At 65.6% G+C, this 23,019-nt stretch carries 24 protein-coding genes and 1 pseudogene; 8 read left to right on the forward strand and 17 right to left on the reverse strand.

Annotated features, from left to right (window positions below; translation table 11 throughout):
- The 3 genes from B4L36_RS01435 to B4L36_RS01445 all read left to right on the forward strand — a co-directional run.
- Positions 1 to 1,017 (forward strand): isocitrate/isopropylmalate dehydrogenase family protein (locus tag B4L36_RS01435; RefSeq protein WP_292951240.1); only part of this gene is annotated, 1,017 nt, incomplete at its 5' end.
- 117 nt (positions 1,018 to 1,134) lie between these two features.
- Positions 1,135 to 1,722: a LolA family protein gene (locus B4L36_RS01440; protein ID WP_292951243.1), complete on the forward strand. Its 588-nt coding sequence runs from the start codon at positions 1,135 to 1,137 to the stop codon at positions 1,720 to 1,722.
- 103 nt (positions 1,723 to 1,825) lie between these two features.
- Positions 1,826 to 3,076 (forward strand): MFS transporter, encoded by a 1,251-nt coding sequence (locus B4L36_RS01445; protein WP_292951246.1) that lies wholly within the window; start codon positions 1,826 to 1,828, stop codon positions 3,074 to 3,076.
- Positions 3,077 to 3,093: 17 nt separating this feature from the next.
- Here B4L36_RS01445 and B4L36_RS01450 read toward each other — a convergent pair whose 3' ends face one another.
- The 11 genes and pseudogenes from B4L36_RS01450 to fghA all read right to left on the reverse strand — a co-directional run bounded on the left by B4L36_RS01450 (position 3,094) and on the right by fghA (position 13,315).
- Positions 3,094 to 3,687 (reverse strand): hypothetical protein, encoded by a 594-nt coding sequence (locus B4L36_RS01450; protein WP_292951249.1) that lies wholly within the window; start codon positions 3,685 to 3,687, stop codon positions 3,094 to 3,096.
- Positions 3,684 to 4,508, reverse strand: a complete 825-nt coding sequence (locus tag B4L36_RS01455; protein ID WP_292951252.1) for an ABC transporter permease — start codon at positions 4,506 to 4,508, stop codon at positions 3,684 to 3,686. Before B4L36_RS01455 ends, B4L36_RS01450 begins: the two co-directional genes overlap by 4 nt.
- On the reverse strand, positions 4,505 to 5,227 hold the full coding sequence (locus B4L36_RS01460; protein WP_292951255.1) for an ABC transporter ATP-binding protein: 723 nt from the start codon (positions 5,225 to 5,227) through the stop codon (positions 4,505 to 4,507). Before B4L36_RS01460 ends, B4L36_RS01455 begins: the two co-directional genes overlap by 4 nt.
- Before the next feature lie 8 nt (positions 5,228 to 5,235).
- Positions 5,236 to 5,811: a hypothetical protein gene (locus tag B4L36_RS01465; protein WP_292951258.1), complete on the reverse strand. Its 576-nt coding sequence runs from the start codon at positions 5,809 to 5,811 to the stop codon at positions 5,236 to 5,238.
- Positions 5,812 to 5,835: 24 nt separating this feature from the next.
- The gene (locus B4L36_RS01470; protein ID WP_292951261.1) at positions 5,836 to 6,801 is read right to left on the reverse strand and encodes a YVTN family beta-propeller repeat protein; all 966 of its coding nucleotides are present in this window, start codon (positions 6,799 to 6,801) and stop codon (positions 5,836 to 5,838) included.
- 10 nt (positions 6,802 to 6,811) lie between these two features.
- Positions 6,812 to 8,002, reverse strand: a complete 1,191-nt coding sequence (locus B4L36_RS01475; RefSeq protein WP_414692122.1) for an ABC transporter substrate-binding protein — start codon at positions 8,000 to 8,002, stop codon at positions 6,812 to 6,814.
- A gap of 187 nt (positions 8,003 to 8,189) precedes the next feature.
- Positions 8,190 to 8,723, reverse strand: a complete 534-nt coding sequence (locus B4L36_RS01480; RefSeq protein ID WP_292951264.1) for a PQQ-dependent catabolism-associated CXXCW motif protein — start codon at positions 8,721 to 8,723, stop codon at positions 8,190 to 8,192.
- A complete protein-coding gene (locus B4L36_RS01485; protein ID WP_292951267.1) occupies positions 8,720 to 9,541 on the reverse strand; it encodes a quinoprotein dehydrogenase-associated putative ABC transporter substrate-binding protein in 822 nt (273 codons plus the stop codon). The genes B4L36_RS01480 and B4L36_RS01485 overlap by 4 nt, the downstream gene beginning before the upstream one ends.
- A gap of 4 nt (positions 9,542 to 9,545) precedes the next feature.
- Entirely contained in the window at positions 9,546 to 10,334 is a 789-nt protein-coding gene (locus B4L36_RS16160; protein ID WP_414692123.1) for a c-type cytochrome, methanol metabolism-related, read from the reverse strand.
- Between the two features lie 178 nt (positions 10,335 to 10,512).
- A pseudogene (locus tag B4L36_RS01495) lies at positions 10,513 to 12,309 on the reverse strand (methanol/ethanol family PQQ-dependent dehydrogenase); the annotation flags it as partial.
- A 172-nt stretch (positions 12,310 to 12,481) separates the two neighbouring features.
- Positions 12,482 to 13,315 (reverse strand): S-formylglutathione hydrolase, encoded by an 834-nt coding sequence (gene fghA / locus B4L36_RS01500; protein WP_292951273.1) that lies wholly within the window; start codon positions 13,313 to 13,315, stop codon positions 12,482 to 12,484.
- 188 nt (positions 13,316 to 13,503) lie between these two features.
- Between fghA and B4L36_RS01505 the strand changes: the two genes are divergently transcribed.
- On the forward strand, positions 13,504 to 15,204 hold the full coding sequence (locus tag B4L36_RS01505; protein ID WP_292951277.1) for a hypothetical protein: 1,701 nt from the start codon (positions 13,504 to 13,506) through the stop codon (positions 15,202 to 15,204).
- Here B4L36_RS01505 and B4L36_RS01510 read toward each other — a convergent pair.
- The 6 genes from B4L36_RS01510 to hrcA form a co-directional block, all read right to left on the reverse strand.
- A complete protein-coding gene (locus B4L36_RS01510) occupies positions 15,165 to 15,722 on the reverse strand; it encodes a GNAT family N-acetyltransferase (RefSeq protein WP_292951280.1) in 558 nt (185 codons plus the stop codon). The two genes, B4L36_RS01505 and B4L36_RS01510, sit on opposite strands and share 40 nt — an antisense overlap.
- The gene (locus B4L36_RS01515) at positions 15,719 to 16,351 is read right to left on the reverse strand and encodes an ATP-dependent Clp protease proteolytic subunit (protein WP_292951283.1); all 633 of its coding nucleotides are present in this window, start codon (positions 16,349 to 16,351) and stop codon (positions 15,719 to 15,721) included. The genes B4L36_RS01510 and B4L36_RS01515 overlap by 4 nt, the downstream gene beginning before the upstream one ends.
- Positions 16,352 to 16,431: 80 nt before the next feature.
- Positions 16,432 to 17,559 carry an S-(hydroxymethyl)glutathione dehydrogenase/class III alcohol dehydrogenase gene (locus tag B4L36_RS01520; RefSeq protein WP_292951285.1) on the reverse strand — a complete coding sequence of 376 codons (1,128 nt, stop codon included), beginning with the start codon at positions 17,557 to 17,559 and terminating at the stop codon, positions 16,432 to 16,434.
- A gap of 100 nt (positions 17,560 to 17,659) precedes the next feature.
- Complete coding sequence (gene gfa / locus B4L36_RS01525) at positions 17,660 to 18,244, reverse strand: S-(hydroxymethyl)glutathione synthase (RefSeq protein WP_292951288.1); 585 nt, start codon at positions 18,242 to 18,244, stop codon at positions 17,660 to 17,662.
- 123 nt (positions 18,245 to 18,367) lie between these two features.
- Positions 18,368 to 18,904, reverse strand: coding sequence for a nucleotide exchange factor GrpE (locus B4L36_RS01530; protein WP_292951291.1), 537 nt, complete (start codon positions 18,902 to 18,904; stop codon positions 18,368 to 18,370).
- Positions 18,905 to 18,912: 8 nt separating this feature from the next.
- Complete coding sequence (gene hrcA / locus B4L36_RS01535) at positions 18,913 to 19,968, reverse strand: heat-inducible transcriptional repressor HrcA (protein ID WP_292951294.1); 1,056 nt, start codon at positions 19,966 to 19,968, stop codon at positions 18,913 to 18,915.
- Positions 19,969 to 20,039: 71 nt separating this feature from the next.
- Here hrcA and rph point away from each other — a divergent pair, with 71 nt between their 5' ends.
- The 4 genes from rph to B4L36_RS01555 all read left to right on the forward strand — a co-directional run bounded on the left by rph (position 20,040) and on the right by B4L36_RS01555 (position 23,018).
- Entirely contained in the window at positions 20,040 to 20,753 is a 714-nt protein-coding gene (gene rph / locus B4L36_RS01540) for a ribonuclease PH (protein WP_292951297.1), read from the forward strand.
- Positions 20,750 to 21,358, forward strand: a complete 609-nt coding sequence (gene rdgB, locus B4L36_RS01545; RefSeq protein WP_292951300.1) for an RdgB/HAM1 family non-canonical purine NTP pyrophosphatase — start codon at positions 20,750 to 20,752, stop codon at positions 21,356 to 21,358. Before rph ends, rdgB begins: the two co-directional genes overlap by 4 nt.
- A gap of 150 nt (positions 21,359 to 21,508) precedes the next feature.
- Complete coding sequence (gene hemW, locus B4L36_RS01550; RefSeq protein ID WP_292951303.1) at positions 21,509 to 22,666, forward strand: radical SAM family heme chaperone HemW; 1,158 nt, start codon at positions 21,509 to 21,511, stop codon at positions 22,664 to 22,666.
- A gap of 1 nt (position 22,667) precedes the next feature.
- Positions 22,668 to 23,018: a YbaN family protein gene (locus B4L36_RS01555; RefSeq protein ID WP_292951306.1), complete on the forward strand. Its 351-nt coding sequence runs from the start codon at positions 22,668 to 22,670 to the stop codon at positions 23,016 to 23,018.
- Position 23,019 lies beyond the last annotated feature (1 nt).

Below are 23,019 nucleotides of genomic sequence, written 5' to 3' on the forward strand. Positions count from 1 at the left end.
CGCGTCGTGCTGGAGGCCGCGTCCGACCGCTTTGATCTGGACCTGGCATTCCGCGTGATCGAGGTCGGTTTCGCCGCCCTGGAGGCGACCGGCAGCACCTTTCCCGAAACGGCGTTCAAGGCCATCGAAGGCTGCGACGGGATCGTCCTGGGCCCGGTCTCGCACAATGCCTATCCCACGCGCGAGGACGGCGGGCTGAACCCGTCGGGCGAATTGCGCAAAAGACTGGATCTGTTCGCCAATATCCGCCCCGCCCGCAGCCGCGCAGGAATCGTCCCGCGTGCCGGAACGCCGCTGGATCTGGTGATCGTTCGCGAGAATACCGAAGGCTTCTACGCCGACCGCAACCTTCATCGCGGCCCGGGCGAGATCATGGTGACGCCGGACGTCTCGCTGGCCTTCAGGCGGATCACCCGCGACGCATCGATGCGGATCGCGCGACAGGCTTTCGCGCTGGCGGAAACACGGGGCCGACATGTGACCGCGGTTCACAAGGCGAATGTGATGCGTGTCAGCGACGGTCTGTTTCTGGAATGCTGCCGGTCGGTGGCCGCGGATTATCCCGACACGCGCTATGATGAAAGCCTTGTCGATGCGATGTGCGCCCATCTGGTGCGATCGCCCGATCTCTACGACGTGATCGTGACCACCAACATGTTCGGAGACATCCTGTCGGATCTGGCCGCGGAACTGGCAGGCGGGCTGGGCCTTGCGGCGTCGCTGAACGCCGGAGAAAGAATGGCGATGGCGCAGGCGCAGCACGGCTCGGCGCCCGATCTGGCAGGTCGGGACATCGCCAATCCCGCCTCGCTGATCGGATCGGCGGGGATGCTGCTTGTCTGGCTGGGCGCGCGGCGCGGGGATGATGCGATGCAGGCGGCCGGGGCGGCGATCGAAGCGGCACTGGAAGAATGCCTGACCTCGCCCGGTCACAGGACCCGCGATCTGGGCGGCCGGGCCGGCACGCGCGACCTGGCCCACGCGGTCGGCGCAAGGCTGACGGACAAGACGGTCTGACATCGTTCAGCGCGGCGGCCGTACCGGGGAACCGTCACATCGGCGCGAGCGTTCGCGGCAGATGCCATCCGCCAGACGTGATGTGCAGATGCCACGGAAAAGGATAGAATTGGCGACATGAACAGACGCATCTTCGCCTTCGCGCCCGCCGCCGCCCTCCTCGTTCTTGGTCTTGGCCTTGGCAGCCCGGCCTTGGCCGAAAAGATTCCGCTGAACGAGATCTCTCGCTATCTCAACGGCCTCACGACCGCGACCTCGGACTTTACGCAGGTCAATCCGGACGGCACGATGTCAACCGGAACCGTGTATATCCGCCGTCCGGGCAGGGTCCGGTTCGAATACAACAACGACAAGACACTGGTCGTGGCCTCGGGCGGCAACGTGACCGTCGTCGATCCGAAATCGAACGGCGGTCCGCAGCAATATCCGCTGTCCAGAACCCCGCTGTCGATCATCCTGGCCCGGAACGTCGATCTGGGCCGGGCCAACATGGTCACCGGCTACGCCGAGGCGAAGAATTCGACCGTGGTGACGGCCCAGGATCCCGCCAATCCGCAATACGGCAATATCCAGTTGGTCTTCACCAGTCCGACCGAACTGCGGCAATGGATCGTGACCGACGACAGCGGCCAGAAGACGACGGTGATCCTGGGCGAGATGCGCAAGGGCGTCTCGATCCCGGATTCGAAATTCGTGATGCGCTGAGCCGCGCGTCCGGGACCGATCGCTGTCATCCAGACAGCGATCTTGACCTTTTCGGCGAAAGGCCGCAACGCTGCGGCGAGAACTTGCCGCAGGGGTTATCGCCATGTCGATGTCGGCCCGCCTTTTCACCCCGATCCTGGTCGGCGGCTCGCTGATCCTGCTGATCAATTTTGCGCTGCGGGCCAGTTTCGGCGTCTTCCAGATACCGATCGGCGCGGAATTCGGCTGGCCGCGCGCCGAGTTCAGCCTTGCCATCGCGATCCAGAACCTGGCCTGGGGGATCGGCCAGCCGATCTTCGGCGCCATGGCCGAACGCTGGGGCGACCGGCCGGCGGTCATCCTTGGCGCGCTGCTGTATTCCACGGGGCTGATCCTCAGCGCCTACGCGACCACGCCCGCGACGATGCAGCTGCTGGAGATACTGGTCGGCTTCGGCATCGCGGGAACGGGTTTCGGTGTCATCCTTGCGGTGGTCGGCCGCGCCGCCAGCGACGCCAACCGCAGTCTCGCGCTTGGCATCGCCACGGCTGCGGGTTCGGCCGGGCAGGTCTTCGGGGCACCTTTGGCCGAGATGCTTCTGGGCCGTTATCCGTGGCAATCCGTGTTCATGATATTCGGCGTGATCGTGCTGACGACGCTGCTGTTCCTGCCGATGCTGGGCGGCGGCCGCCCCGCCGTTCGCAGCGAGATCGAGGAGAGCATGGGCGGCGTCTTGCGCCGCGCCTTCCGCGATCCGTCCTATCTGATGATCTTCACCGGCTTTTTCTCCTGCGGCTATCAGCTTGGCTTCATAACCGCGCATTTTCCCGCCATGATCACCGGCATGTCCGGCCCGATCTCGCCGCTGGGCACGCTGGCCAGCATCGGCATCACCACCACGTCGGCGCTTGGCGCGGCGGCGATCAGCCTGATCGGGCTGGCCAATATCGCGGGCTCGATCTTCGCGGGCTGGCTGGGCAACCGATACAGTCGGAAATACCTTCTGGCGGGGATCTATGCCCTGCGCACCATCGCCGCGGCCGCCTTCATTCTGGCGCCGATCACCCCGGCCAGCGTGGTCGCCTTCTCGCTGGTCATGGGCGGGCTGTGGCTGGCGACGGTTCCGCTGACCTCGGGCCTGGTCGCGCATCTCTACGGTCTGCGCTATATGGGAACGCTTTACGGCTTTGTCTTCCTGTCGCACCAGATCGGCTCGTTTCTGGGGGTCTGGCTGGGCGGGACGATGTACGACATCTATGGCGATTACACACTGGTCTGGTGGGTGGGCGTCGGCGTCGGCGCCTTCAGTGCCCTGATCCACCTGCCTGTTCGCGAGGCGCCCTCGCGACTTTCACCCGCAGCGCAGGCCGCCTGAAACGGCGCCGCCGCCGATCACGGCAGATGGCTGGCAATGGCGCGGGCCAGGGCAAAGACACGCTGCTCCAGGATTACCGGCGTTTCGCAGACATAGGTCAGCGATTTCTGGCGTTCGGTGAAGATGCGCTGATCCCAGTCCAGCGCCTTTTCCTCGGCGTCCATGGCATCGAAGTCGGGATTTTCCTCGGCCTCCAGCCGGGCCATCCGGCTCCGGCGATCCTCGATCATCTTCGCCAGTGCGACCTGTTTTTGACCATAGCGCGCGATCCCGGCGATCAGCGCGCTGCGCTCGGATTCGATCCGGTCGAAAATGGCCTGCATCAGCGCGGTCAGCCGGGCCGCATCGGCATCCCGGGCGAAATCGGCGATGTCCTTTTCGGCCTGCTCGATCGGCAGGCGACGCTGTTCCAGTCGATCGGCCAGATCCGCGATCCGGGGATCCGCCGCCAGGCTCAGCACGGCCTGGTCCGGCACCGGTCCGGCCCAGACCTGACCCAGCGAAAGCCGCGGCTGTTTGGGTTGGATACAGGGCCATGTCGGATCGGTCCCGCTGGCCGCCAGGGCGGGGCCGGCGACCAGACAGGCGATCAGGACCGCAAGGATTTTCATGCTTTTCCCTTTCTGCGGGCCCAAAGGCCCTTTGACGGATCATACATGAACACCGCCCCCGCGAAGAACCCCGCCAGAAAGCCAAGGACCACCGCCAGGGACAGCCAGTTCACCTGAAGATACAACGCGAAGCGGATCAGTTCGACCGCGTGGGTAAAGGGATTCACGGCCGAGATGTCGTGCAGCAGGGTCGAGCTTTCGCCCATCCGCCACAGCGGATAGAGCGCGGAGGAGGCGAAAAACATCGGGAAGATGACGAAGTTCATGACGCCCGCGAAATTCTCCAGCTGGCGTATGGTCGAGGACAGGAAAAGCCCCATCGCCCCCAGCATCAGCCCCGACAGGATCAGCGCGGGCAGCACCGCCAGATAGCCCCAGGGCGGCGGCTGCACGTCCCAGAACCATGCGATCGCCAGGAAGGTATAGACTTGGATGATCGAAACCAGGACCCCCGCAACCAGTTTCGAGGCCAGCAGGAACCAGCGCGGGAACGGGCTGACCAGCAGGGTCCGCATGGCGCCGGTGTCGCGGTCATAGACCATCGACAGCGAGGATTGCATTCCGTTGAACAGCTGGATCATCGCGCACAGTCCCGGCGTCACGTAAACCTCGTAGAGCACATAGGTCTGATAGGGCGGCGTGATCGACAAGCCAAGGACGGCGCGGAACCCGGCCGCGAAGATGAACAGCCAGACCAGCGGCCGCACCAGCGCCGCCAGGAAGCGGCCGCGCTGGTTGACGAAGCGCAGCGTCTCGCGCCGGGCGATGCCCAGAAAGGCCGTCGCCCACGCCGCGGCCGGGAAGGCGCGGTCGCCGCTCATGCCGGGGTGCCGGTCAGGCTCAGAAAGGCCTGGGTCAGTCCTTGCCGGCCGGCAATGTTCGAGGCGCGGCCCCGGCGCAGGATCTGGCCCTGATGCAGGATCACCAGATCGTCGTCGGGCTGGATCTCGTCCATGATGTGGGTGGCCCACAGCGCCGAGACGCCCTGTTCGGCGATCAGCCGGCGGGTCAGGGCCAGCACCTCGGCGCGCGATTTCACGTCAAGGCCGACGGTCGCCTCGTCCAGCAGCAGGATATCGGGGCGGTGAATCAGGGCGCGGGCGATTTCGGCCCGCCTGGTCTGTCCGCCCGACAGGGCGCTGACCCGGTCGCCGCCCTTGTCGGTCAGGCCGGCCTGATCCAGAACCTCGGCGATGCGCACCCGTGCCTCGGCCCGGCCGATCCCATGCAACGCGGCGTGGTAGGCAAGGTTCTGGCGCACGCTCAGATCGGCGTCCAGCGCGCGGCTTTGAAACACGATACCCAGCCGCGCCAGGGCCTGCCGCGGCGCGCGGCGCAGATCGTGGCCGGCAACCCGGATCGTGCCCGAAGTATTGTCGTAGAGCCGGGTGATCAGCGAGAAAAGGGTCGTCTTGCCCGCCCCGTTCACCCCCAGCAGCGCGGTAAAGCCGCCGCGCGGCACGTGCAGCGACACGTCGGTCAGCGCCGCGACGCTGCCGAAGGAATGGCTGACCCTGTCGATGTCCAGTGCGGCGGTCACGAAAGCCCCTACCGGATGGTGAAGACGGCCCGCTGGGTGTCCCCGCGCGCACCGGGAATGGACAGCGTGTATCGGCCCGGCAGAATGGCCACGAAGCTGATCGAGGCGGTGCCGGCCTCGTCGAATTCAAGGCTGTGCACGCCCGTCGGCCGGATCTCGATCCCGTTCACGACGATTTCGTTCACCCAGATCGCGCGAAAGAAATCGCCGCCCGACAGGCCCAGTTCCTGACTGCCATCGGCGTTGATGTCGATCCGGTAATACCCGCCCGAGGACAGCGTGTAATCGCCGCTTGCGACCGGCTGTCCGGCAGCCATCGTCAGCGGCGCCAGATCGGCGCGGTTGTCCGAGGACAGAAGCCCCGCCAATCCGTAATCGAACTTGCCCTTCGCCTCGTGGATGCCGGCGGCCGCGTCCGTCGGTGCCGCGTCATCGTCGTCGCCATCTTCGGGGGCGGTCGGCCCGGACCGGGATTCCCTGGCCGGGGCGTCTGCGGCAGGAACGGCGTCCTGCGCCATGGCGGGCGCGCCCGTCAGGACAGCGGCCATCAGGATCGCCAACAGGCGGGTCGGATTCGGCTTCATTCTCTGCCTTTCCTTTTCTCTGGGCTAATGCGGGCCGGGCGCGATCACCACGCCCCAGGGCTGCTGACCCACGGGAATGGACTTGACGACCTTTTCCCTGGCCACATCGATGATCGAGACGTCGTTGGAGTTGCCGTTCGTGGTGAACAGGTATTTCTGGTCCGGCGTGAAGGCCATCTGCCAGACACGCTGGCCGACCAGCAGGTAATCCCGCACCTCGTCGGACTTGCCGTCGATCACGGCCACGCGGTTGGCGGGGCCAAGCGCCACGAAGACCCTGCTGCCGTCATCGGTGACGCGGACGCCGACCGGCTGGATCGCTTCGGGCAGCACACCGGGAATCTCGAATCCGATCTTGTCGATGATCTGCTGGGTGGACGGGTCGATGACGCTGACCGTGCCGCCGATCTCGGCGCTGACATAAAGCTTGGTTCCGTCGCGATTGTATTCGGCAAAGCGCGGGCGGCTGTCCACCAGCACATTGGCAAAGATCTGAAAGCTTTCGGTGTCGATGAAATGCGCCATGTTGGTGGTTTCGGAGGTGTTGATCACCACCCTCCCGTCCGGGCTGACGCCCATCCCCTCGGGCTCGACCCCGACCGGGATCTCGGCCAGCACCTTGCGGGTTTGCGTATCGATCACCGTGACCAGGTTGTCGTCCTCGTTGGCGATGTAAAGCGGGTTGCCCGACGGGTGCAGAACGAACAGTTCCGGGTCCGGCCCCGACGGCAGCGTATACAATTCCTCCATCGTCTCGGGGTCGAAGACCCGGACCAGATCGTCGTCCGAGGCGCAGACATACAATTTCGTGCCATCGGGGCTGATGGTGATGCCGCGCGGGCGGTTGCCGACCGGATAGGTGCCGATCACCTCCTGCGTGTCGCTGTCCAGCACCGTGACGTCGTTGCTTTTTTCGTTGGTGACAAACACGCGGTTGGCTATCGCCGGGGCTGCGGCCAGGCACAGGACGAGGGTCGGAAGATATCGCATGGCGCCTCTTTCAGAACGAACATTCGGTTTCGGGACGGTCGATGCCCAGGGTATCGAGCTGGCTGACCTGGTGAAGGTATTGACCCTGCGGGCTGACCGAGGCCATCAGATCGCCGGTGGTCAGCAGGATCGGCTGGCGCAGCTGCTGATCCCAGTCGCGGATGGTCAGCTTCTGCCCCTTGAAGCCGGCGACCTCGAAGCGGTCGGACAGCAGGAAGTCGCGCAGAACCGCCGGATCGGCCGAGCCGGTGCGCGTCGCCGCCTCGCCGATCATGCGCAGTGCCAGCCATGTCTGGTAATCGACCTCGCGCATGGGGCGGCCTGCCAGTTCCTCGAACCGGTTCTGGAACTGGCTCGCGCCCCAGGCCTCCATCGCGGGATGCCAGGTTCGCGGCACCAGCCCGACGGATCCGGCGACAGGCCGCGGATCCCAGGTCTGATAGGGCAGATAGGGGGCGAAGACATCCGAATCGTCGGCCGCGATCATCACGTCATAGGCCGGCGCCCGCTGGGTGAAGACCGGCATCTGCTTTTGCACCTGCACATGCCCGGAATCGGTGCGCCTTGCACCGCCGGTATCTTCATAGACACGAGTTTCGACGATCTTCGCACCGAATTTCGAGGCCGCGCGCCGGTAGGCGTCGGCCAGATCGGTATCGGCGGGATGGCTGCCCTCGACCAGGAACCAGCGCGGCCAGTTCTTCCACATCAGGAACTGCGCCAGGGCGTCGGCGATCATCGCATGGCTGGGCGCGACATGGATGATGTTCGCCCGGCAATCCGCGCCGCGCAGGGCGTCGCCGCGCGCGCGGGCGTTCAAAATCGTCGCCCTGTCTCCGGCCCGGTCGGCCAGTGCCAGCGTGGTCTGGTCGTCGGCCAGCACGACGATGAAGGCAATGCCGGCGCCGATCAGGCTGTCCAGCGCCGCATTCGCCCCGTCGGGGCCGGTTGCGACCTCTTGGGCTTCGAAATCCTGACCCATGAAGCGACCGGTCGTGTCATTATCCTCGATCGCCAGCCGCGCGCCCGCAAAACCCAGGTCGGCCGTCGGCAGTTCCAGCCGCGAGATCGGGCGCAGCGTCTGCGCATCGACACGCAGCACGGCGGCGCGGATCAGCATCGGATCGGCCGCCCGCTGCGCCCACACCGGTGTCGCCAGCAGCAGGACCGCGACCAGAAAACCCGTGATTGCCCTGATCATGCTCCGCTCTCCCCGGATCATCGTGGGCGCAGGGCAGCGTTTGGGCAAGCCTGTTTATCTTCCCGCCGGCACCGGGAACTTATGGCTAAGCCTTTGGTCCTATGCCTTTTGTCCGAGGGCGCGGCGTCTGCCGCCCGCGCCGTCCCCGACGCCGCCACGCGCGGGATGATCGATCGTTTCGGCGTCGTCACGGCGTGACAGGAACGGCCGCGACGAGATCGGCATCCGAAGCCTGTTGCCATTCATCGGTTCCGCCCGGGAACCATTTCACCGCGTCATAGCCCATGGCCACGGCGCGTTTGGCGGCATTCCAGCTCATCCAGCAATCGGCCCGGCAGAAGATCACCAGCGGCGCGGATCTGTCGCCGCCCGAGGCGCTGGCCAGGCCGTTCCTCAGCCGCGCTTCCTCGTCCGGGGAAAGGCGTTCATAGCCGGTATCCCAAAGCCAGATCGCACCGGGGATGGTGTCGTGGCGCGGCTCCTGCCAAATGGTGCCTTCGGGCAGATCCTGGGGTTTGCGGGTCCGGGGATAGACGTCGATGAAGGCCGCGCCCTGGTCGTGCAGGTCGATCGCGCGGGCGGCATCGATAACCTCGGCGCCCTGAAGGCTGGCGGGAACGGGTGCCCCATAGGGGGCGCCGCGATAGCCTTCGGGTTCGGGAACCTCGGCGCTGGCCGAAGCGGCGAAAGCCAGCAACAGCGCCATCGCCCAGCGTGTCATGGCAGCAGTTCCTTGCCGTAATCGTCCACCAGAGGCACGCCCGCCTCGTGCAGCACCTGATTGATCTCGTCCTGACGACGGCGGATCAGGCTGTTCAGTTCGCGCTTCCATTCCTGTTCTCCCTGACGCACGCCCATCGTGATCCGGTAGGCCATCTTCGGGCCGGTGGTTTCCTTCAGCAACGGGGTGAATTGCAGATCGGGATCGTCCTTGACGCGCGGCCCGGCCAGCGGCCCCCACAGCACGGCGGCGTCATAGGTGCCGTCGCGGACGCCTTGCAGCAGGTCACCGACCGGATCCTTGACCCTGCGATCCACGAACAGATCGGCGCCGTGCATGTTCTTGGCCAGCCCCGCCCGCGCCATGATCGTGGCGGGGGGCGAGCCCGCGACGACACCCAGCGGCCGATCCTTCAGTGCCGGGTCGGTCAGACGATCGACCGAGGCCAGATCGCTGTCCTTGCGGGTCACGATGCCGAAGACCGAGGTGTAGTAATGGTTCGTGTTCTGCACCAGCTCATCGCCCTGCGCATAGCCCATCACCACGTCGCAGGTTCCGGCGCGCAGCGTCTTGGTGATGAAGCCGATGCCCGAGGGAAACCAGGTATAGCTTACCGGCTTGCCCAGCCATTCGCCGAATTTCTCGGCCAGCCGGTTCTCGAAGCCCGATCCGTCCTTCATCGACATCGGCGCATTGGCTGGATCGGCGCAGACCCGGAATTGCGTGGTCGAACGCAGATCGGCGACCTGCGCGGCGGCGGGCAGCGCGCCGCACAGGGCCAGGATCAGCGCCGGCTTGGGCCAGGGGAAGCGGATCATCGGATCACATCGACATGCAGGAATCTTCCTGCGCGGTGAATGCCTCCGATTTCGGTCCCTTCTTCGCCGGGCGTCCCCGCGGCAATTCGTCGGTGCCGCGCGCCACCAGATAGGCCCAGATGTCATCGACATAGCACCAGACGTTCTTGTTGGTGCCGAAAGCCGGCATGACCTGATTCTGCGCGGTGTTGACCTGCTTCTTGCCAGAGGCGACGATCTGCTGGAACTGATAATAGTCCAGCCGCAGGACCGAATTCTTCAGGGCCGGCGCATAGGTCGAACCCTCGCCGTCCGGGCCGTGGCAGACCATGCAATTGGACGTATAGCGGCGATAGCCGTTGAAGGTCGCGAAATCGACCGTGCCGTCCTCGGCGATCTTGAATGTCGGGATCCCGTCGGCGTTGAACCAGCGGCCGTTTTCTTCGTAATCGGGGGTGATGTCCATGCCGTTCGGCAGGGTCGTCGCGCCCTTGGCCAGATCCACCGGCTTGTCGCTGACCGTGCCGCCGTTACCGGTTGCCGCGTCCTTGCCATCCTGCGCGGCCGGAGCTGCGGCCTGTGCATTGCCCGACGTTGCGGCGGCAGCCCCCGCCCCGGCCTGCGCCGGATCGACGGCTCCGGTGCCGGTGCCGGTGGTCGTGGCGGTGGCATTTCCCGACGTGGCGGCGGCCGCGCCCGCGCCGGCCTGCGCCGGGGGCGGTGTGGTGGCGTCCGTCGCTGCGGTCTGCGCGATGGCCGCGCCGGCCAGCGATACGCCCAGGATCAGCGCCCCCAGGCTGGTGATGACTTTCATGATCGTCGTCCTCCCAATTCTCATTTGCCTGCTCTCCCCAGACAGAACCGCCCCAGTCTATCGCTGGGGCGGCCCTTTCACAGATCAACCTCGTCCGTGCGGAACGAAAGTATTAGCCCTTCGTCTCGCCCGCAGCCGGCTTCGGCTCGGCCGCCGGGGCGTTCGAGGCCACGTCGCCGGGCAGTTCGAACACCGTCAGCTGGCCGCCCAGTTCGGTATAGTCGCTGAGCGCGGCATAGCCGCCCACGGCGCCCAGACCGTCATTGGGGTTGGTCAGACCGGCCGCAAGCCCGATGCCGGCCCAGCCGCCGACGCCCGACAGCACGCCGATATATTGCTTGCCGTTGCTTTCGTAGGTCATCACGTTGCCGATGATGCCGGACGGGGTCTTGAACTTGAACAATTCGTCGCCCGTTTCGGCATCCACCGCCTTCAGATAGCCCTCCAGCGTGCCGTAGAACACGACCCCGCCCTTGGTGGCCAGAGCGCCGGACCAGACCGAGAACTGCTCGGGCAGGGACCACTTGATCTCGCCCTTGACGTTGTCCCAGGCGATGAAGTTGCCCATGCCGCCATGGCTGTTGGGCGCCGGATACATCGACAGCGTGGCGCCGACATAGGGCTGACCGGCGGTATAGGCAACGCGGAACGGTTCGTAATCCATGCAGACGTGGTTGGTCGGCACGTAGAACAGGCCGGTCTCGGGCGAATAGGCAGCCGGCTGCTGGTCCTTGGAGCCCAGGGCCGCCGGGCAGATGCCGGTCGAGTTCACGTCCTCGCCGTTCTGCTCGGTCGAATATTCGGCCACCACCTGCGGGCGCCCGTACTGGTCTGATGACGGATCCATGTTGACCTCGGTCGCCCAGTTGACGGCCGGATCGAATTTCTTGGCCACCAGCAATTCGCCCGTTTCACGATCCAGCGTATAGCCGAACCCGTTGCGGTCGAAATGGGTCAGCAGCTTGCGGTCCTTGCCGTCGAACTGCTGGTCGGTCAGGATCATCTCGTTGACGCCGTCATAGTCCCATTCGTCATGCGGAGTCATCTGGTAGAACCACTTGGCCATGCCGGTATCGGCATCGCGGGCCATGATCGTCATCGACCACTTGTTGTCGCCCGGGCGCTGCGCGGGGTTCCATGTCGAGGGGTTGCCGGTGCCGTAATAGATCAGGTTCAGCTCCGGATCATAGGAATACCAGCCCCAGGTCGAGCCGCCGCCGATCTTCCACTGATCGCCTTCCCAGCTGTTCAGGCTGCTGTCCTTGCCGATCGGCTTGCCCAGTTCCATGGTCTTTTCGGGATCGACCAGCATCTCGTCGTCCGGTCCGGTCGAATAGGCTTTCCAGACTTCCGAACCATCCGACAGGTTATAGGCCGTCACCCGGCCGCGAACGCCGTATTCACCGCCCGAGACGCCGACGATCACCTTGTCCTTGACCGGCAGGACGGTGGCGGTATTGGTCTCGCCGCTGGCCGGATCGCCGGTCTTGACCTTCCACTTCTCTTTGCCGGTCTTTGAATCCAGGGCCACCAGCGTGGTGTCGGCCTGATGCAGCAGGATGGTGCCGTCGGCATAGGCCACGCCGCGGTTCACGGTATCGCAGCACATCACCGCGATCACCTCGGGATCCTGCTGCGGTTCGTAGCGCCACAGGATCTTGCCGTCATTCTTCAGGTCCAGGGCGAAGACGTTGTTCGGGAACGGCGTGTGGACATACATGATGTCGTCCACCACCAGCGGTCCGCCCTCGTGCCCGCGCAGGACACCGGTCGAGAAGGTCCAGGCGACGCGCATGTCGCCGACATTGTCCTTGGTGATCTGGTCCAGCTCGGAATAGCGCGTATTGGCGTAATCGCCGGTCTGGATCGCCCATTGCTTGGAATCGTCGATCCGGCTGGTCAGGTCTTCGTTGGCGAACGCCGCGGTGGCCGTCAGCAGCAGGGCCGCGGCCGCGCGGTTCAGCAAGTGTCTCATCGATTGTTCCTCCGCTCTTGGATCAAGGGCCGCGGAACTGTCCTCCCCCCGCAGCCGTCCATAGAAGACAGTCTTGGATGCAGCCGACCTTGCGTCAATCTGCCGCCATGCCGCTTGCCCCTAAAGTCTGATGGCAAAGCGGCATGGCGTTCGGGAATGTTCGGCAAGGCGATCAGCCCAGCCGATCGGCGTGCCACATGACGTGATCGGCCATGAAGGTCTGCACGAAGAAATAGCTGTGATCATAGCCCGGCTGCATCCGGAACCAGCCCGGCTGGCGACGTGCGATCATGGCCTGGGCCAGGGCCTCGGGTTTCAGCAGATCCAGAAACTGGTCGCTGCTGCCCTGATCGATCAGAACCTCGCCGGGATAGCCCTTCTCGGTCATCAGAACGGTCGAATCGTGGGCACGCCAAGCCGCCTCGTCATCGCCCAGATAGGCCGAGAACTGCTTCCGGCCCCAATCCGAGTTGCTGGGATGGGCGATGGGCGCGAAGGCCGAGACCGAGCCGTAGCGGTCCGGATGCGTCATCGCGATGGTCAGGGCGCCGTGGCCGCCCATCGAATGCCCGGTGATCCCCATCGCCTCGCGGTCGATGGCGAAATTGTCGCCAAGCAAGTCGGGCAGTTCCTCCACGACGTAGTGCCACATCCGGAAATGCGGCTTCCACGGATCCTGGGTGGCGTTCACGTAAAAGCCCGCGCCCTTGCCCAGATCGAAGGCCTCGTCATCGGCCACATCCTCGCCGCGCGGCGAGGTGTCGGGAAAACAGATGGCGATGCCGGCCTCGTCGCACCATTGCTGCGCGGCGGCCTTGGTCATCGCGTTTTCGTGGGTGCAGGTCAGGCCCGAAAGATACCACAGCACCGGAACCCGTCCGAACTGCGCCGCCTCGGGCAGGAAAAGGCCGAAGGTCATGTCGGTCCCGGTGGCTGCCGAACTGTGCCTGTAGACCCCCTGCGTCCCACCGAAGCTGCGGTTTTCTGCTACCGTTTCAAGGCTCATCCGATCCTCCGTGATGTTCGGGATGGCCGCCCGCTTGCAGCGGGACGGCCGCGCCGGCCCATCAAGACCGGAATCCGGCATGCCGACAATGCGAAACGGCGCGGATTGCCACGAAGGGCGCGGGTGGCGCGCCGCGCAAGCCGGCGACGACCTTGCGGCGGGATGCCAACACCACCTATTCTGCCCCGATGACCGCGCATCCGATCGCTTCCGGACGACCAGCCGCCAGCCGACGCCCCGGGCCGGCCATTCTTGCGCTGGCGATGCTGCTGGCGCTGATCACCGGCGCCGCGCCGGTCGCGGCTGCCCCGGCCGAGCCGCTGCTGATCGAATCGCAGGCTTCGCCCGACGGCACAAGGCTGGGCCTGTCATGGTCGGCGCAGGATGGCGCCATGCCGCAGGTCTTTCGCCGCCGGCTGGGCGAGACCGGCATCGAAAGCTGGGCGCCCTACAAGCCCCAAATCGCACTGCCGCAACGGATCCTGGACAGCGGCCTGGAACCCGGACAGGCCTATGAATATCAGATCAGGATCGAGACCGGCCGCAAGACGCTGATCGGGTTCTGGGCCTACGGCACCAAAGTTCCGGTTCAGCCGCAATCGGGGCGCGCGATCGTCGTCGTCGACGAGACGGTCGAAGCCGGGCTGGCCGACCGGCTGGACCGGCTGGTTCTGGACCTGATCGGGGACGGCTGGCGAACCACGCGGCTCAGCGCGCCGCGCGGCGATGACCGGGATTCGGCCGCCAACATGACAAGGGCGATCGCGCTGCGGCAGCGGATCGGCGATGCCCTGGCCTCCGATCCGTTCGCGCCGCAGGCGGTTCTGCTGGTCGGGCACCTGCCGGTCATGCGCAGCGGCTGGATCGCGCCGGACGGCCATGACAAGGCGCCCCAGGCGACGGATCTGTTCTACGTCACCCCGAATGGGTTCTGGCCGCCGGTCACCACGCCCGACGGAAAGCTGGCGCTGGAGCCCTCTGTGATTCCCGGGGGACGGATCGCGGCCCCGATCGGGCGGGTGGACTTTGCCGATATGGCGGCCGAGTTCGGCCCCGAAACCGAGCTTCTGGCCGACTGGCTTGACCGCAACCACCGCTGGCGACAGGGCGATGGCGGCGCGCCGCGCCGCGCCTATGCGAAAAGCCAGTATCTGATGCTGGAGCGGGCCGGCCTTCTCAACATCGTCGGCCCGCCATCGCTGATCGAGGCCGGGCATCACGACCATCAGGGCCGTGGGCCGTTCCTGTTCGGCGTTGATTTCGGCAGCTATCGCGGCAACGATTACTTCAGCAGGCCCCCGGTGGAGGCGGTCTTCACCATCAATTTCGGCAGCGGCAAGCAACAGTTCGACAGGGCCAACAACCCGATGCGGGCCCTGTTGGCGGGATCGGACACGGCGCTGAGCGTTGCCTGGGGCGGGCGGCCCTCGTGGCTGCTGCACGGGATGGCGCTGAACGAGACGATCGGTCAGGCACAGATGCGCACGGTGAACAATGGAAATTACCGGTCCGGCGGTCTTGCCTCGCGCGAATACGGGGTCACCGGGCAATATGACTGGATCAACCCGGTCTGGGTGAACCTGATCGGCGACCCGACGCTGCGGCCCTTTCCGCAGCGCCCGGCGACCGGATTCACCGCCCGCCGCGCGGGCGACGACGTGCGGCTGGGCTGGTCGCTGCCCGATGACGCGGAATCGGCGGTGCTGTACCGGGCCGAACGCCGCGAGGGCCCCTATGACGTGATCGCCGAGGATCTCGGCGGCACCGATTTCACCGACCGGAACGCGCCGCCGGCCGGCTGGTACATGCTGCGCGCCAAGGGGCTGACGCGGGTCAATGCAGGTTCGGTCTATCGGCTGTCGGCAGGCGTCTTCGCGGCGGCGCCCTGATCACCCGCAAGACCCTGGCCGCAAAGATCGTGAAACATCACGTAGGCGTCGACGGGACCAAGCTGCGGATGAATGAAGGCGCCCGGCAGGCGGCCAACGATCTTGAAACCGGATGTCTGCCACAGATGCACCGCGTCCGCGTTCGAGGAGACGACGAAATTGAACTGCATCGCGGCAAATCCGGTCCGTCCGGCCCAGATCTTGGCATTCTCGACCAGGGCTCGGGCGACGCCCCTGCCCCGCGCCGCAGGATCGGTCGCGAACGAGGCATTGGCCACATGCGACCCGCCGGCGGGCCGGTTCGCGCCGACATGGCTGGTGCCCAGGATGCGGCCGCCGATCTCGGCCACGAAGACGGTGAAGGGTGGCGCGAACCAGTCGGCCAAAGCCGCGTCACGGGTGATGTCGCGCGGGATGCAATAGGTCTGGCCCGCACGATAGACCGGCTTCAGGATCGCCCAGATGGCGTCGTCGTCGTCATGGCTGGCGGGGCGGACAATCACCCCGCCGCCGGTCATGACAATTCATCCACGCTGCGGATGACCCTGGCCAGAAGGCCGTAATCCAGCGCCTCTTGCGTGTTCAGCCAGAAGTCGCGGTGGGTGTCCTTCTCGATCCGTTCCAGAGGCTGGCCGGTCGCATCGGCAAAGATCTGGTTCAGCCGGTCGCGCATCAGGCGGACCTGTTCGGCCTGGATCATCATGTCGGACGAGGTGCCGCCGATCCCGCCCGAGGGCTGGTGGATCAGAAAGCGCGTATTGGGAAGGCAGAAGCGGTTTTCCCGGTCCGCGCCGACAAAGATCAGCGCGCCCGCGCTGGCCACCCAGCCCGAACCGATGGTGCGCACCGTCGGGCGGATGAACTTGATCACGTCATGGATCATGTCGCCCGATTCCACATGCCCGCCGGGCGAGGAAATCAACATGTTGATCGGATCGTCGCTGTCTTCGGCCAGCGCCAGCAGATGCGCCACCGTGCGCTGCGCCAGCTTGTCGGTGATCGGTCCTGCGACGATCACCGTGCGCGACTTGAAATAGAGCTTGCCGATCCTGTCGCCTTCGGGCAGGCCCAGCCCGCCTTCCTCCTTGTGGCGGCGGTCGTCCTCTTCGGGTTCGTCGTCGTCATCGTCCAGCCACTGATGCCGCATCGGCCTGCTCCTTGTGTTCTTTCATAGCGACGGCGGGACCGCAGGCCCCGCCGCTTCATTACCTAAGGAGCCATCGAGGATCAGTAAAGCACGACCGAGCGGATGGATTCGCCGTCATGCATCAGATCGAAGCCCTTGTTGATGTCCTCCAGCGGCATCGTGTGGGTGATCATCGGGTCGATCTCGATCTTGCCGTCCATGTACCAGTCCACGATCCTGGGCACATCGGTGCGGCCGCGCGCGCCGCCGAAGGCGGTGCCCTTCCAGACCCGGCCGGTGACCAGCTGGAACGGGCGGGTGCTGATCTCGGCCCCCGCCGGCGCCACGCCGATGATGACCGAGACGCCCCAGCCGCGATGCGTGCATTCCAGCGCGTCGCGCATGACCTTGACGTTGCCGGTCGCGTCGAAACTGTAATCCGCGCCGCCGATCTGGTCGAACGGGGTCTTCGTCATCTCGACGATGTCCTGCACGACGTTCTCGACGTTCTTCGGATTGATGAAATGGGTCATGCCGAACCGCGTCGCCATGTCCTGCCGGTCATCGTTCAGATCGACGCCGATGATCATGTCGGCGCCGGCCAGGCGCAGGCCCTGGATCACGTTCAGGCCGATCCCACCCAGTCCGAAGACCACCGCCTTGGCGCCGATTTCCACCTTGGCGGTGTTGATGACCGCGCCGATGCCGGTGGTCACGCCGCAGCCGATATAGCAGATCTTGTCGAAGGGCGCGTCGTCGCGGACCTTGGCCACGGCGATTTCCGGCAGGACGGTAAAGTTCGAGAAGGTCGAACAGCCCATGTAGTGATGGATCGGCGTGCCGTCCGGCATCGAGAACCGGCTGGTTCCGTCGGGCATCAGCCCCTGCCCCTGCGTGGCGCGGATCCTGGTGCACAGGTTGGTCTTGCCCGACAGGCAGGACGCGCATTCGCGGCATTCGGGGGTGTAAAGCGGGATCACGTGATCGCCGGGCTTCACGGACTTGACGCCGGGACCGACCTCGACCACCACGCCCGCGCCCTCGTGTCCCAGGATCGCGGGAAACAGCCCCTCGGGGTCGGCGCCCGAACGGGTGAATTCGTCGGTGTGGCAGATTCCGGTCGCCTTGATCTCGACCATCACCTCGCCTTCCTTCGGCCCGTCGAGATTGACCTCCATCACTTCCAGCTTCTTGCCGGCCTCCAGGGCTACGGCGGCACGGGTTTTCATGCTTGATCTCCTGTTCTTCGATCGGGCTTGTCGGTCATGGCCGAGGGGGCCGGTTGTCGCGGCCCCCTGACGGAATGTGTGAAATCGGGCCGTGCCGCCGTCAAGCGGGCAACGCGCCCGACCGTTTCGCGACATGCGTGGCGATGGCGTCCATCAGCGGCGGCGACAGCGCGTCATAGGGTTCCAGCCCCAATTCGCGCAGCCGTGCGCGTATCGCGTCCATGCGCGAGGGATCGACACCCGATTCGATCACGGAACTGACGAAGGCCGCGAATTCAGGCGCTGACCAGCCATCTTCGTCGGACAATTCGGTATGGATGAAATCAAGTCCGTAGAACGGATGGTCCTTGTTCTCGATCCGGCCATACATGTGAACGCCGCATTCGCGGCAGCGATGGCGCTGGATCGCGGCGGATTCGTCCACCACTTCCAGCTTGTCGCCGTTTTCCAGTACCTCGACCGCGTCACGCGACACGACCGCGACCTGACTGAAGGTCGCGCCATCGGGCTTCCAGCACCTGGTGCAGCCGCAGACATGGTTGTGGGCGGTCTGGCCCCCGACCCGGACCTTGACCGGGTTGCTGGCGCAATGGCAGGTCAGCGTTCCGCCGGAAAAGCCGGAACTGCCCTGTTTCACGCCGTGATCGACGTCCGGGTGAATCCTGATCCCGTCGGTATGTGCCATGGTCCCCTCCTCCGATGACCGAATGTTCCACCAGCGTCGCGCGGTCGGGAACATTCGGCAAGTCAGCGGAAGGTTGTAGCGCCAGAGATCGGAAGCAACAGGATCGGCTTGCCGAAACGCGGATCAGCTGGCCGGCGTCGAACTGACCCCGACCTTGGCCGGACGCAGCAGGCGGTCGTGCAGGCGGAATCCGTTGTCCATCACCTGAATGATCTCGCCCGCGCGGGTGCCGGGCACGGCAGCCTCGAACATGGCCTCGTGCCACGTCGGATCGAATTTCTCGCCCTGGGCGGGCCGGATCAGGGTGATGCCATGTTTGGAAAAGACGTTTTCCAGCTCGCGCAGGGTCAGTTCGACCCCCTCGATCAGGGCGGCGGCATTGGATCGCTGCTCCTCGCCGGCCGCATCCAGTGCGCGGGTCAGCGCGTCATGGACCGGCAGCAGGTCGCGCGCCAGGCGCGATCCGCCATATTGTTCGGCGTCGCGACGGTCCTTGTCGGCGCGCTTGCGCGAATTCTCGGCATCGGCCAGCGCGCGCATCCACTTGTCGCGGAATTCGTCACGCTCGGCGTTCAGGCGCGCAATCTCATCGGTCACGGCCGGGTCGGCCAGCGGATCGTCGTCGATCTCGTCGATCGGCTGTTCGTTCTGTTCTTTCATCTTCCAGTTCATCCTTTCCGGCCGGACAGCACCCGCCCGACCAGTTGCGCGGTGTAATCGACGATCGGCACGATACGGCCATAATTCAGCCGCGTCGGCCCGATGACACCCACCGCGCCCACAATCTTACGGTCGGCATTCATATAGGGAGAAACCACCAGAGCGGAACCCGAAAGCGAAAAAAGCTTGTTCTCGGAGCCGATGAAAATGCGCACCCCGTCGCCCTGTTCGGTCAGTTCCAGGAATTCCACGATGTCGCGCTTGCGTTCGAGATCGTCGAACAGCACCCGGATCCGGTCCAGATCGGCGGCCTCGCGGTCCAGCAGGTTCGCCCGGCCACGCACGATCAGGCGGGGATCGGTGGCTTCGCCATCCCACAGCGCCAGCCCCGACCGGACCAGTTCGGCCGCCAGCACGTCCAGTTCGCGCCGCCTTGCGTCGATCTGGCGGGCCATGTGGCTGCGCAATTCGGCCAGCGTGCGGCCCTCGGCCATGGCGTTGAGGAAATTGCCCGCCTCGCGCATGGAGGACGGCGTCTGGCCCGGCGGCGGCGTGAAGATGCGGTTCTCGACATGGCCGTCGGCAAAGACCAGCACCACCAGCGCGCGGTCGGGCGCGAGGCTGACGAATTCGATATGCCGGATCGGCGCCTCGTGTTTTGGCATCAGCACCAGCGAGGCCCCGCGCGTGATCGACGACAGCGCGGTGCTGACCCGATCCAGCAGCAGGCCGGTATCGGGATCGTCATTTCCCAGCGTCTGGTCGATGGCGGCGCGATCGGTGGGGGCGACGGAATCGACCTCCATCATCCCGTCCACGAACAGCCGCAGGCCACGCTGCGAGGGCAACCGCCCGGCCGAGGCGTGGGGGCTGTCAAGAAGACCCATGAATTCCAGATCCTGCATGACATTGCGCACCGTCGCCGCGCTGACCTGTTCGGACAGCGCGCGCGTCAGCGTCCGCGAACCCACCGGCTCTCCGGTTTGCAGATAGGTTTCGACCACGCGGCGGAACACCTCGCGCGAGCGGTCGTTCAATTCGGATAGCAGCGATTCCTGGCTCATATCCCTTGCGGGCTTGCGTGACGGGGCCAACGGGCGTTATGGGGCAGCAATCTTCAGCAAAAGGAAAAATCATGCGCCCTTCAGGCAGGAATCTAAGCCAAATGCGTCCGATTTCAATCGAAACCGGCGTGATGCGGCATGCCGAGGGGTCATGCCTGATCCGTTGCGGCAACACCCATGTCCTGTGCAGCGCCAGCATCGAGGACAATCCGCCGCGTTTCCTGAAGGGAACCGGACTTGGATGGGTGACGGCCGAATACGGGATGCTGCCGCGCGCAACCAATACCCGCAACCGGCGCGAGGCGGCGCAGGGCAAGCAATCGGGCCGGACACAGGAAATCCAGCGCCTGATCGGGCGCAGCCTGCGGGCGGGCGTGGATCGCGTGGCCCTGGGCGAGCGGCAGATCACGCTTGATTGCGATGTGATCCAGGCCGATGGCGGCACCCGCTGCGCCTCGATCACCGGGGCCTGGGTGGCGCTGCGGCTGGCGGCGAACAGGCTGATGCAGGCCGGGGTCGTGACCAGCGATCCGATCCTCGATCACGTCGCCGCCGTCAGTTGCGGAATCTATGCGGGCCAGCCGGTTCTGGATCTGGACTACGCCGAAGACAGCGAGGCGGGCACCGATGGCAATTTCGTGATGACCGGCGGCGGCCGGCTGATCGAGGTGCAGATGTCGGCCGAGGGGGCGACCTTCAGCCGCAATGAAATGACCGGCCTTCTGGACCTGGCGGAAGCGGGAATGGCCGAACTGGTCGCCGCGCAGAAGGCCGCGATCGCATGAGGCGGTTCGACGGCAGGCGCCTGCTGGTTGCCACGCACAACGCCGGCAAGCTGGCCGAGATGCAGGCGCTGCTGGCACCGTTCGGCGTCACCGTCATCGGCGCAGCCGAAGCCGGCCTGTCAGAGCCCGCCGAGACCGAGCAGACCTTCCTGGGCAATGCCCGGATCAAGGCGCGGGCCGCGGTCGCGGCGACCGGCCTGCCCGCGCTGTCGGACGACAGCGGCATCTGCATCGATGCGCTGGATGGCGCGCCCGGCGTCCATACCGCCGACTGGGCCGAAACCGGGCATGGCCGTGATTTCGCGATGGCGATGGAACGGACCTGGCGCGCGCTGGAAGATGCCGGCGCGCCCGAGCCCCGGCAGGCGCAATTCCGCTGCACCCTGGTGCTGATGTGGCCGGACGGGCATGACGCGGTGTTCGAGGGCACTCTGCCGGGCCGGGTGGTCTGGCCGCCACGGGGTGCCGAAGGGCATGGCTACGATCCGATCTTCATGCCGGAGGGGCATGATGTGACATTGGGCGAGATGCAGCCGGCGCTGAAGAACAGCCTCAGCCACAGGGCGCGGGCGGTGGCGAAGATGATCGAGGGTTGCTTTGCATAAAATATCGGTCGGATCATCCTTCCAGGCGGCGTCGGGCTGTCGCCCAGCCTTGGTCAGGGGCGTTTCGGCGGTGTCCGCCGCGACCATGGCGATCGCCTGGCTGATCGGATCGGAAATGAAGGCAGCGGTCACGGTGACCGCGATGCGCGCATGAGCGAGGATTGGCGTGCGGGAGGATTCGGGCTTTATGTGCATTGGCCCTTCTGCGCGGCGAAATGCCCTTATTGCGATTTCAACAGCCATGTCGTGTCGCGGGTGGACCAGGCACGCTGGGCCGACGCGCTGGCGAGCGAAATCGCGCGGCTGGCGGCCGAGACGCCGGGCCGTCATCTGGACAGCATCTTTTTCGGCGGCGGCACGCCATCGCTGATGCGGCCCGACACGGTTGACCGGGTGATCCGGGCGGCGCGTTCCGCCTGGGGTTTCACCAACGCGATCGAGATCACGCTGGAGGCCAATCCGACCAGCGTCGAGAAGGACCGGTTTCGCGGTTTCGCCGAGGCCGGGGTGAACCGGCTTTCGATGGGCGTGCAGGCATTGAACGACCCTGATCTGCGGCGGCTGGGGCGGAGGCATTCCGTTGCCGAGGCTCGGGCGGCGTTTGACGTGGCGCGCGATTGCTTTTCCCGGGTGAGTTTCGATCTGATCTATGCGCGGCAAGGACAGACCCGCGCGGCCTGGCGGGCGGAACTGCGCGAGGCTCTGGCCATGGCCGCGGACCATCTGTCGCTGTATCAGCTGACGGTCGAGCCGGGGACGGCCTTTGGCGCAAGGGCTGCGGCAGGCAAGTTGAAGGATCTTCCAGATGAGGATGTGTCAGCCGACATGTATCTGGAAACACAAGATATTTGTTGCGAGTTCGGGTTTCCGGGCTATGAGATCTCGAACCATGCGCGGCAGGGATCCGAGAGCCGTCACAATCTGATCTATTGGCGGCAAGGCGATTGGGCGGCCGTCGGACCAGGCGCCCATGGCCGGCTCACGCTGGACTGCGGACGGGTGGCGACCGAGGCGGTGATGTCGCCCGGAGGATGGATCGAGGCTGTCGAGACGCATGGAACCGGCGAGTCGCTGCGATCGTTTCTGCCTGCCGATGAACAGGCAACGGAGTATCTGCTGATGTCGATGCGGCTGGCCGAGGGGATGGATGAGGCGCGGTATCACCGCCTGTCGGGCGGTGTCTTGCCCGAAGCCGCCGTCGAAAGCCTGTTCGCGATGGGGATGCTGCGTCGTGAAGGCGGGCGCCTGATCGCCACCGATCAGGGTCGCCCCGTCCTGAACGCGATCTTGCGCGAACTGGCCACCTGAGATGCGACAAATCTGGCTTCTGACCGGCTTTCTGTTCATGGGCCTGGGGATCGTCGGGATCGCCCTGCCGATCATGCCTACGGTGCCCTTCTTGCTGGTCGCCGCCTGGGCCTTTTCCCGAAGCTCGCCGCGATTGCGACAAAAGATCCTCGATCATCCGGCCTATGGGCCGCCCATTCGCGCCTGGCACGAGCGTGGCGCCATCGGCGGGGTCGCGAAGATCTGGGCCGTGGTCGCGATGGCGGGCGGGATCGCCTTGACGTTATGGCTAGCGCTGCCGGTGTGGATCATTGTGGCACAGGCCGCGATCTGCGCCGGAGTTGCAGCTTATATTGTTACCCGTCCGGGATAAA

It is taken from the genome of Paracoccus sp. UBA889 (genome assembly GCA_002294185.1).
Lineage (GTDB): Bacteria > Pseudomonadota > Alphaproteobacteria > Rhodobacterales > Rhodobacteraceae > Paracoccus.

Bases quoted from the DNA above. Each gene is read 5' to 3' on its own strand.
- B4L36_RS01440 (WP_292951243.1), top strand. From the start codon at position 1,135: ATGAACAGACGCATCTTCGCCTTCGCGCCCGCCGCCGCCCTCCTCGTT.
- B4L36_RS01445 (WP_292951246.1), top strand. From the start codon at position 1,826: ATGTCGATGTCGGCCCGCCTTTTCACCCCGATCCTGGTCGGCGGCTCG.
- B4L36_RS01450 (WP_292951249.1), bottom strand. From the start codon at position 3,687: ATGAAAATCCTTGCGGTCCTGATCGCCTGTCTGGTCGCCGGCCCCGCC.
- B4L36_RS01455 (WP_292951252.1), bottom strand. From the start codon at position 4,508: ATGAGCGGCGACCGCGCCTTCCCGGCCGCGGCGTGGGCGACGGCCTTT.
- B4L36_RS01465 (WP_292951258.1), bottom strand. From the start codon at position 5,811: ATGAAGCCGAATCCGACCCGCCTGTTGGCGATCCTGATGGCCGCTGTC.
- B4L36_RS01470 (WP_292951261.1), bottom strand. From the start codon at position 6,801: ATGCGATATCTTCCGACCCTCGTCCTGTGCCTGGCCGCAGCCCCGGCG.
- B4L36_RS01475 (WP_414692122.1), bottom strand. From the start codon at position 8,002: ATGATCAGGGCAATCACGGGTTTTCTGGTCGCGGTCCTGCTGCTGGCG.
- B4L36_RS01480 (WP_292951264.1), bottom strand. From the start codon at position 8,723: ATGACACGCTGGGCGATGGCGCTGTTGCTGGCTTTCGCCGCTTCGGCC.
- B4L36_RS01485 (WP_292951267.1), bottom strand. From the start codon at position 9,541: ATGATCCGCTTCCCCTGGCCCAAGCCGGCGCTGATCCTGGCCCTGTGC.
- B4L36_RS16160 (WP_414692123.1), bottom strand. From the start codon at position 10,334: ATGAAAGTCATCACCAGCCTGGGGGCGCTGATCCTGGGCGTATCGCTG.
- fghA (WP_292951273.1), bottom strand. From the start codon at position 13,315: ATGAGCCTTGAAACGGTAGCAGAAAACCGCAGCTTCGGTGGGACGCAG.
- B4L36_RS01505 (WP_292951277.1), top strand. From the start codon at position 13,504: ATGACCGCGCATCCGATCGCTTCCGGACGACCAGCCGCCAGCCGACGC.
- B4L36_RS01510 (WP_292951280.1), bottom strand. From the start codon at position 15,722: ATGACCGGCGGCGGGGTGATTGTCCGCCCCGCCAGCCATGACGACGAC.
- B4L36_RS01515 (WP_292951283.1), bottom strand. From the start codon at position 16,351: ATGCGGCATCAGTGGCTGGACGATGACGACGACGAACCCGAAGAGGAC.
- B4L36_RS01520 (WP_292951285.1), bottom strand. From the start codon at position 17,559: ATGAAAACCCGTGCCGCCGTAGCCCTGGAGGCCGGCAAGAAGCTGGAA.
- gfa (WP_292951288.1), bottom strand. From the start codon at position 18,244: ATGGCACATACCGACGGGATCAGGATTCACCCGGACGTCGATCACGGC.
- B4L36_RS01530 (WP_292951291.1), bottom strand. From the start codon at position 18,904: ATGAAAGAACAGAACGAACAGCCGATCGACGAGATCGACGACGATCCG.
- hrcA (WP_292951294.1), bottom strand. From the start codon at position 19,968: ATGAGCCAGGAATCGCTGCTATCCGAATTGAACGACCGCTCGCGCGAG.
- rph (WP_292951297.1), top strand. From the start codon at position 20,040: ATGCGCCCTTCAGGCAGGAATCTAAGCCAAATGCGTCCGATTTCAATC.
- rdgB (WP_292951300.1), top strand. From the start codon at position 20,750: ATGAGGCGGTTCGACGGCAGGCGCCTGCTGGTTGCCACGCACAACGCC.
- hemW (WP_292951303.1), top strand. From the start codon at position 21,509: ATGAGCGAGGATTGGCGTGCGGGAGGATTCGGGCTTTATGTGCATTGG.
- B4L36_RS01555 (WP_292951306.1), top strand. From the start codon at position 22,668: ATGCGACAAATCTGGCTTCTGACCGGCTTTCTGTTCATGGGCCTGGGG.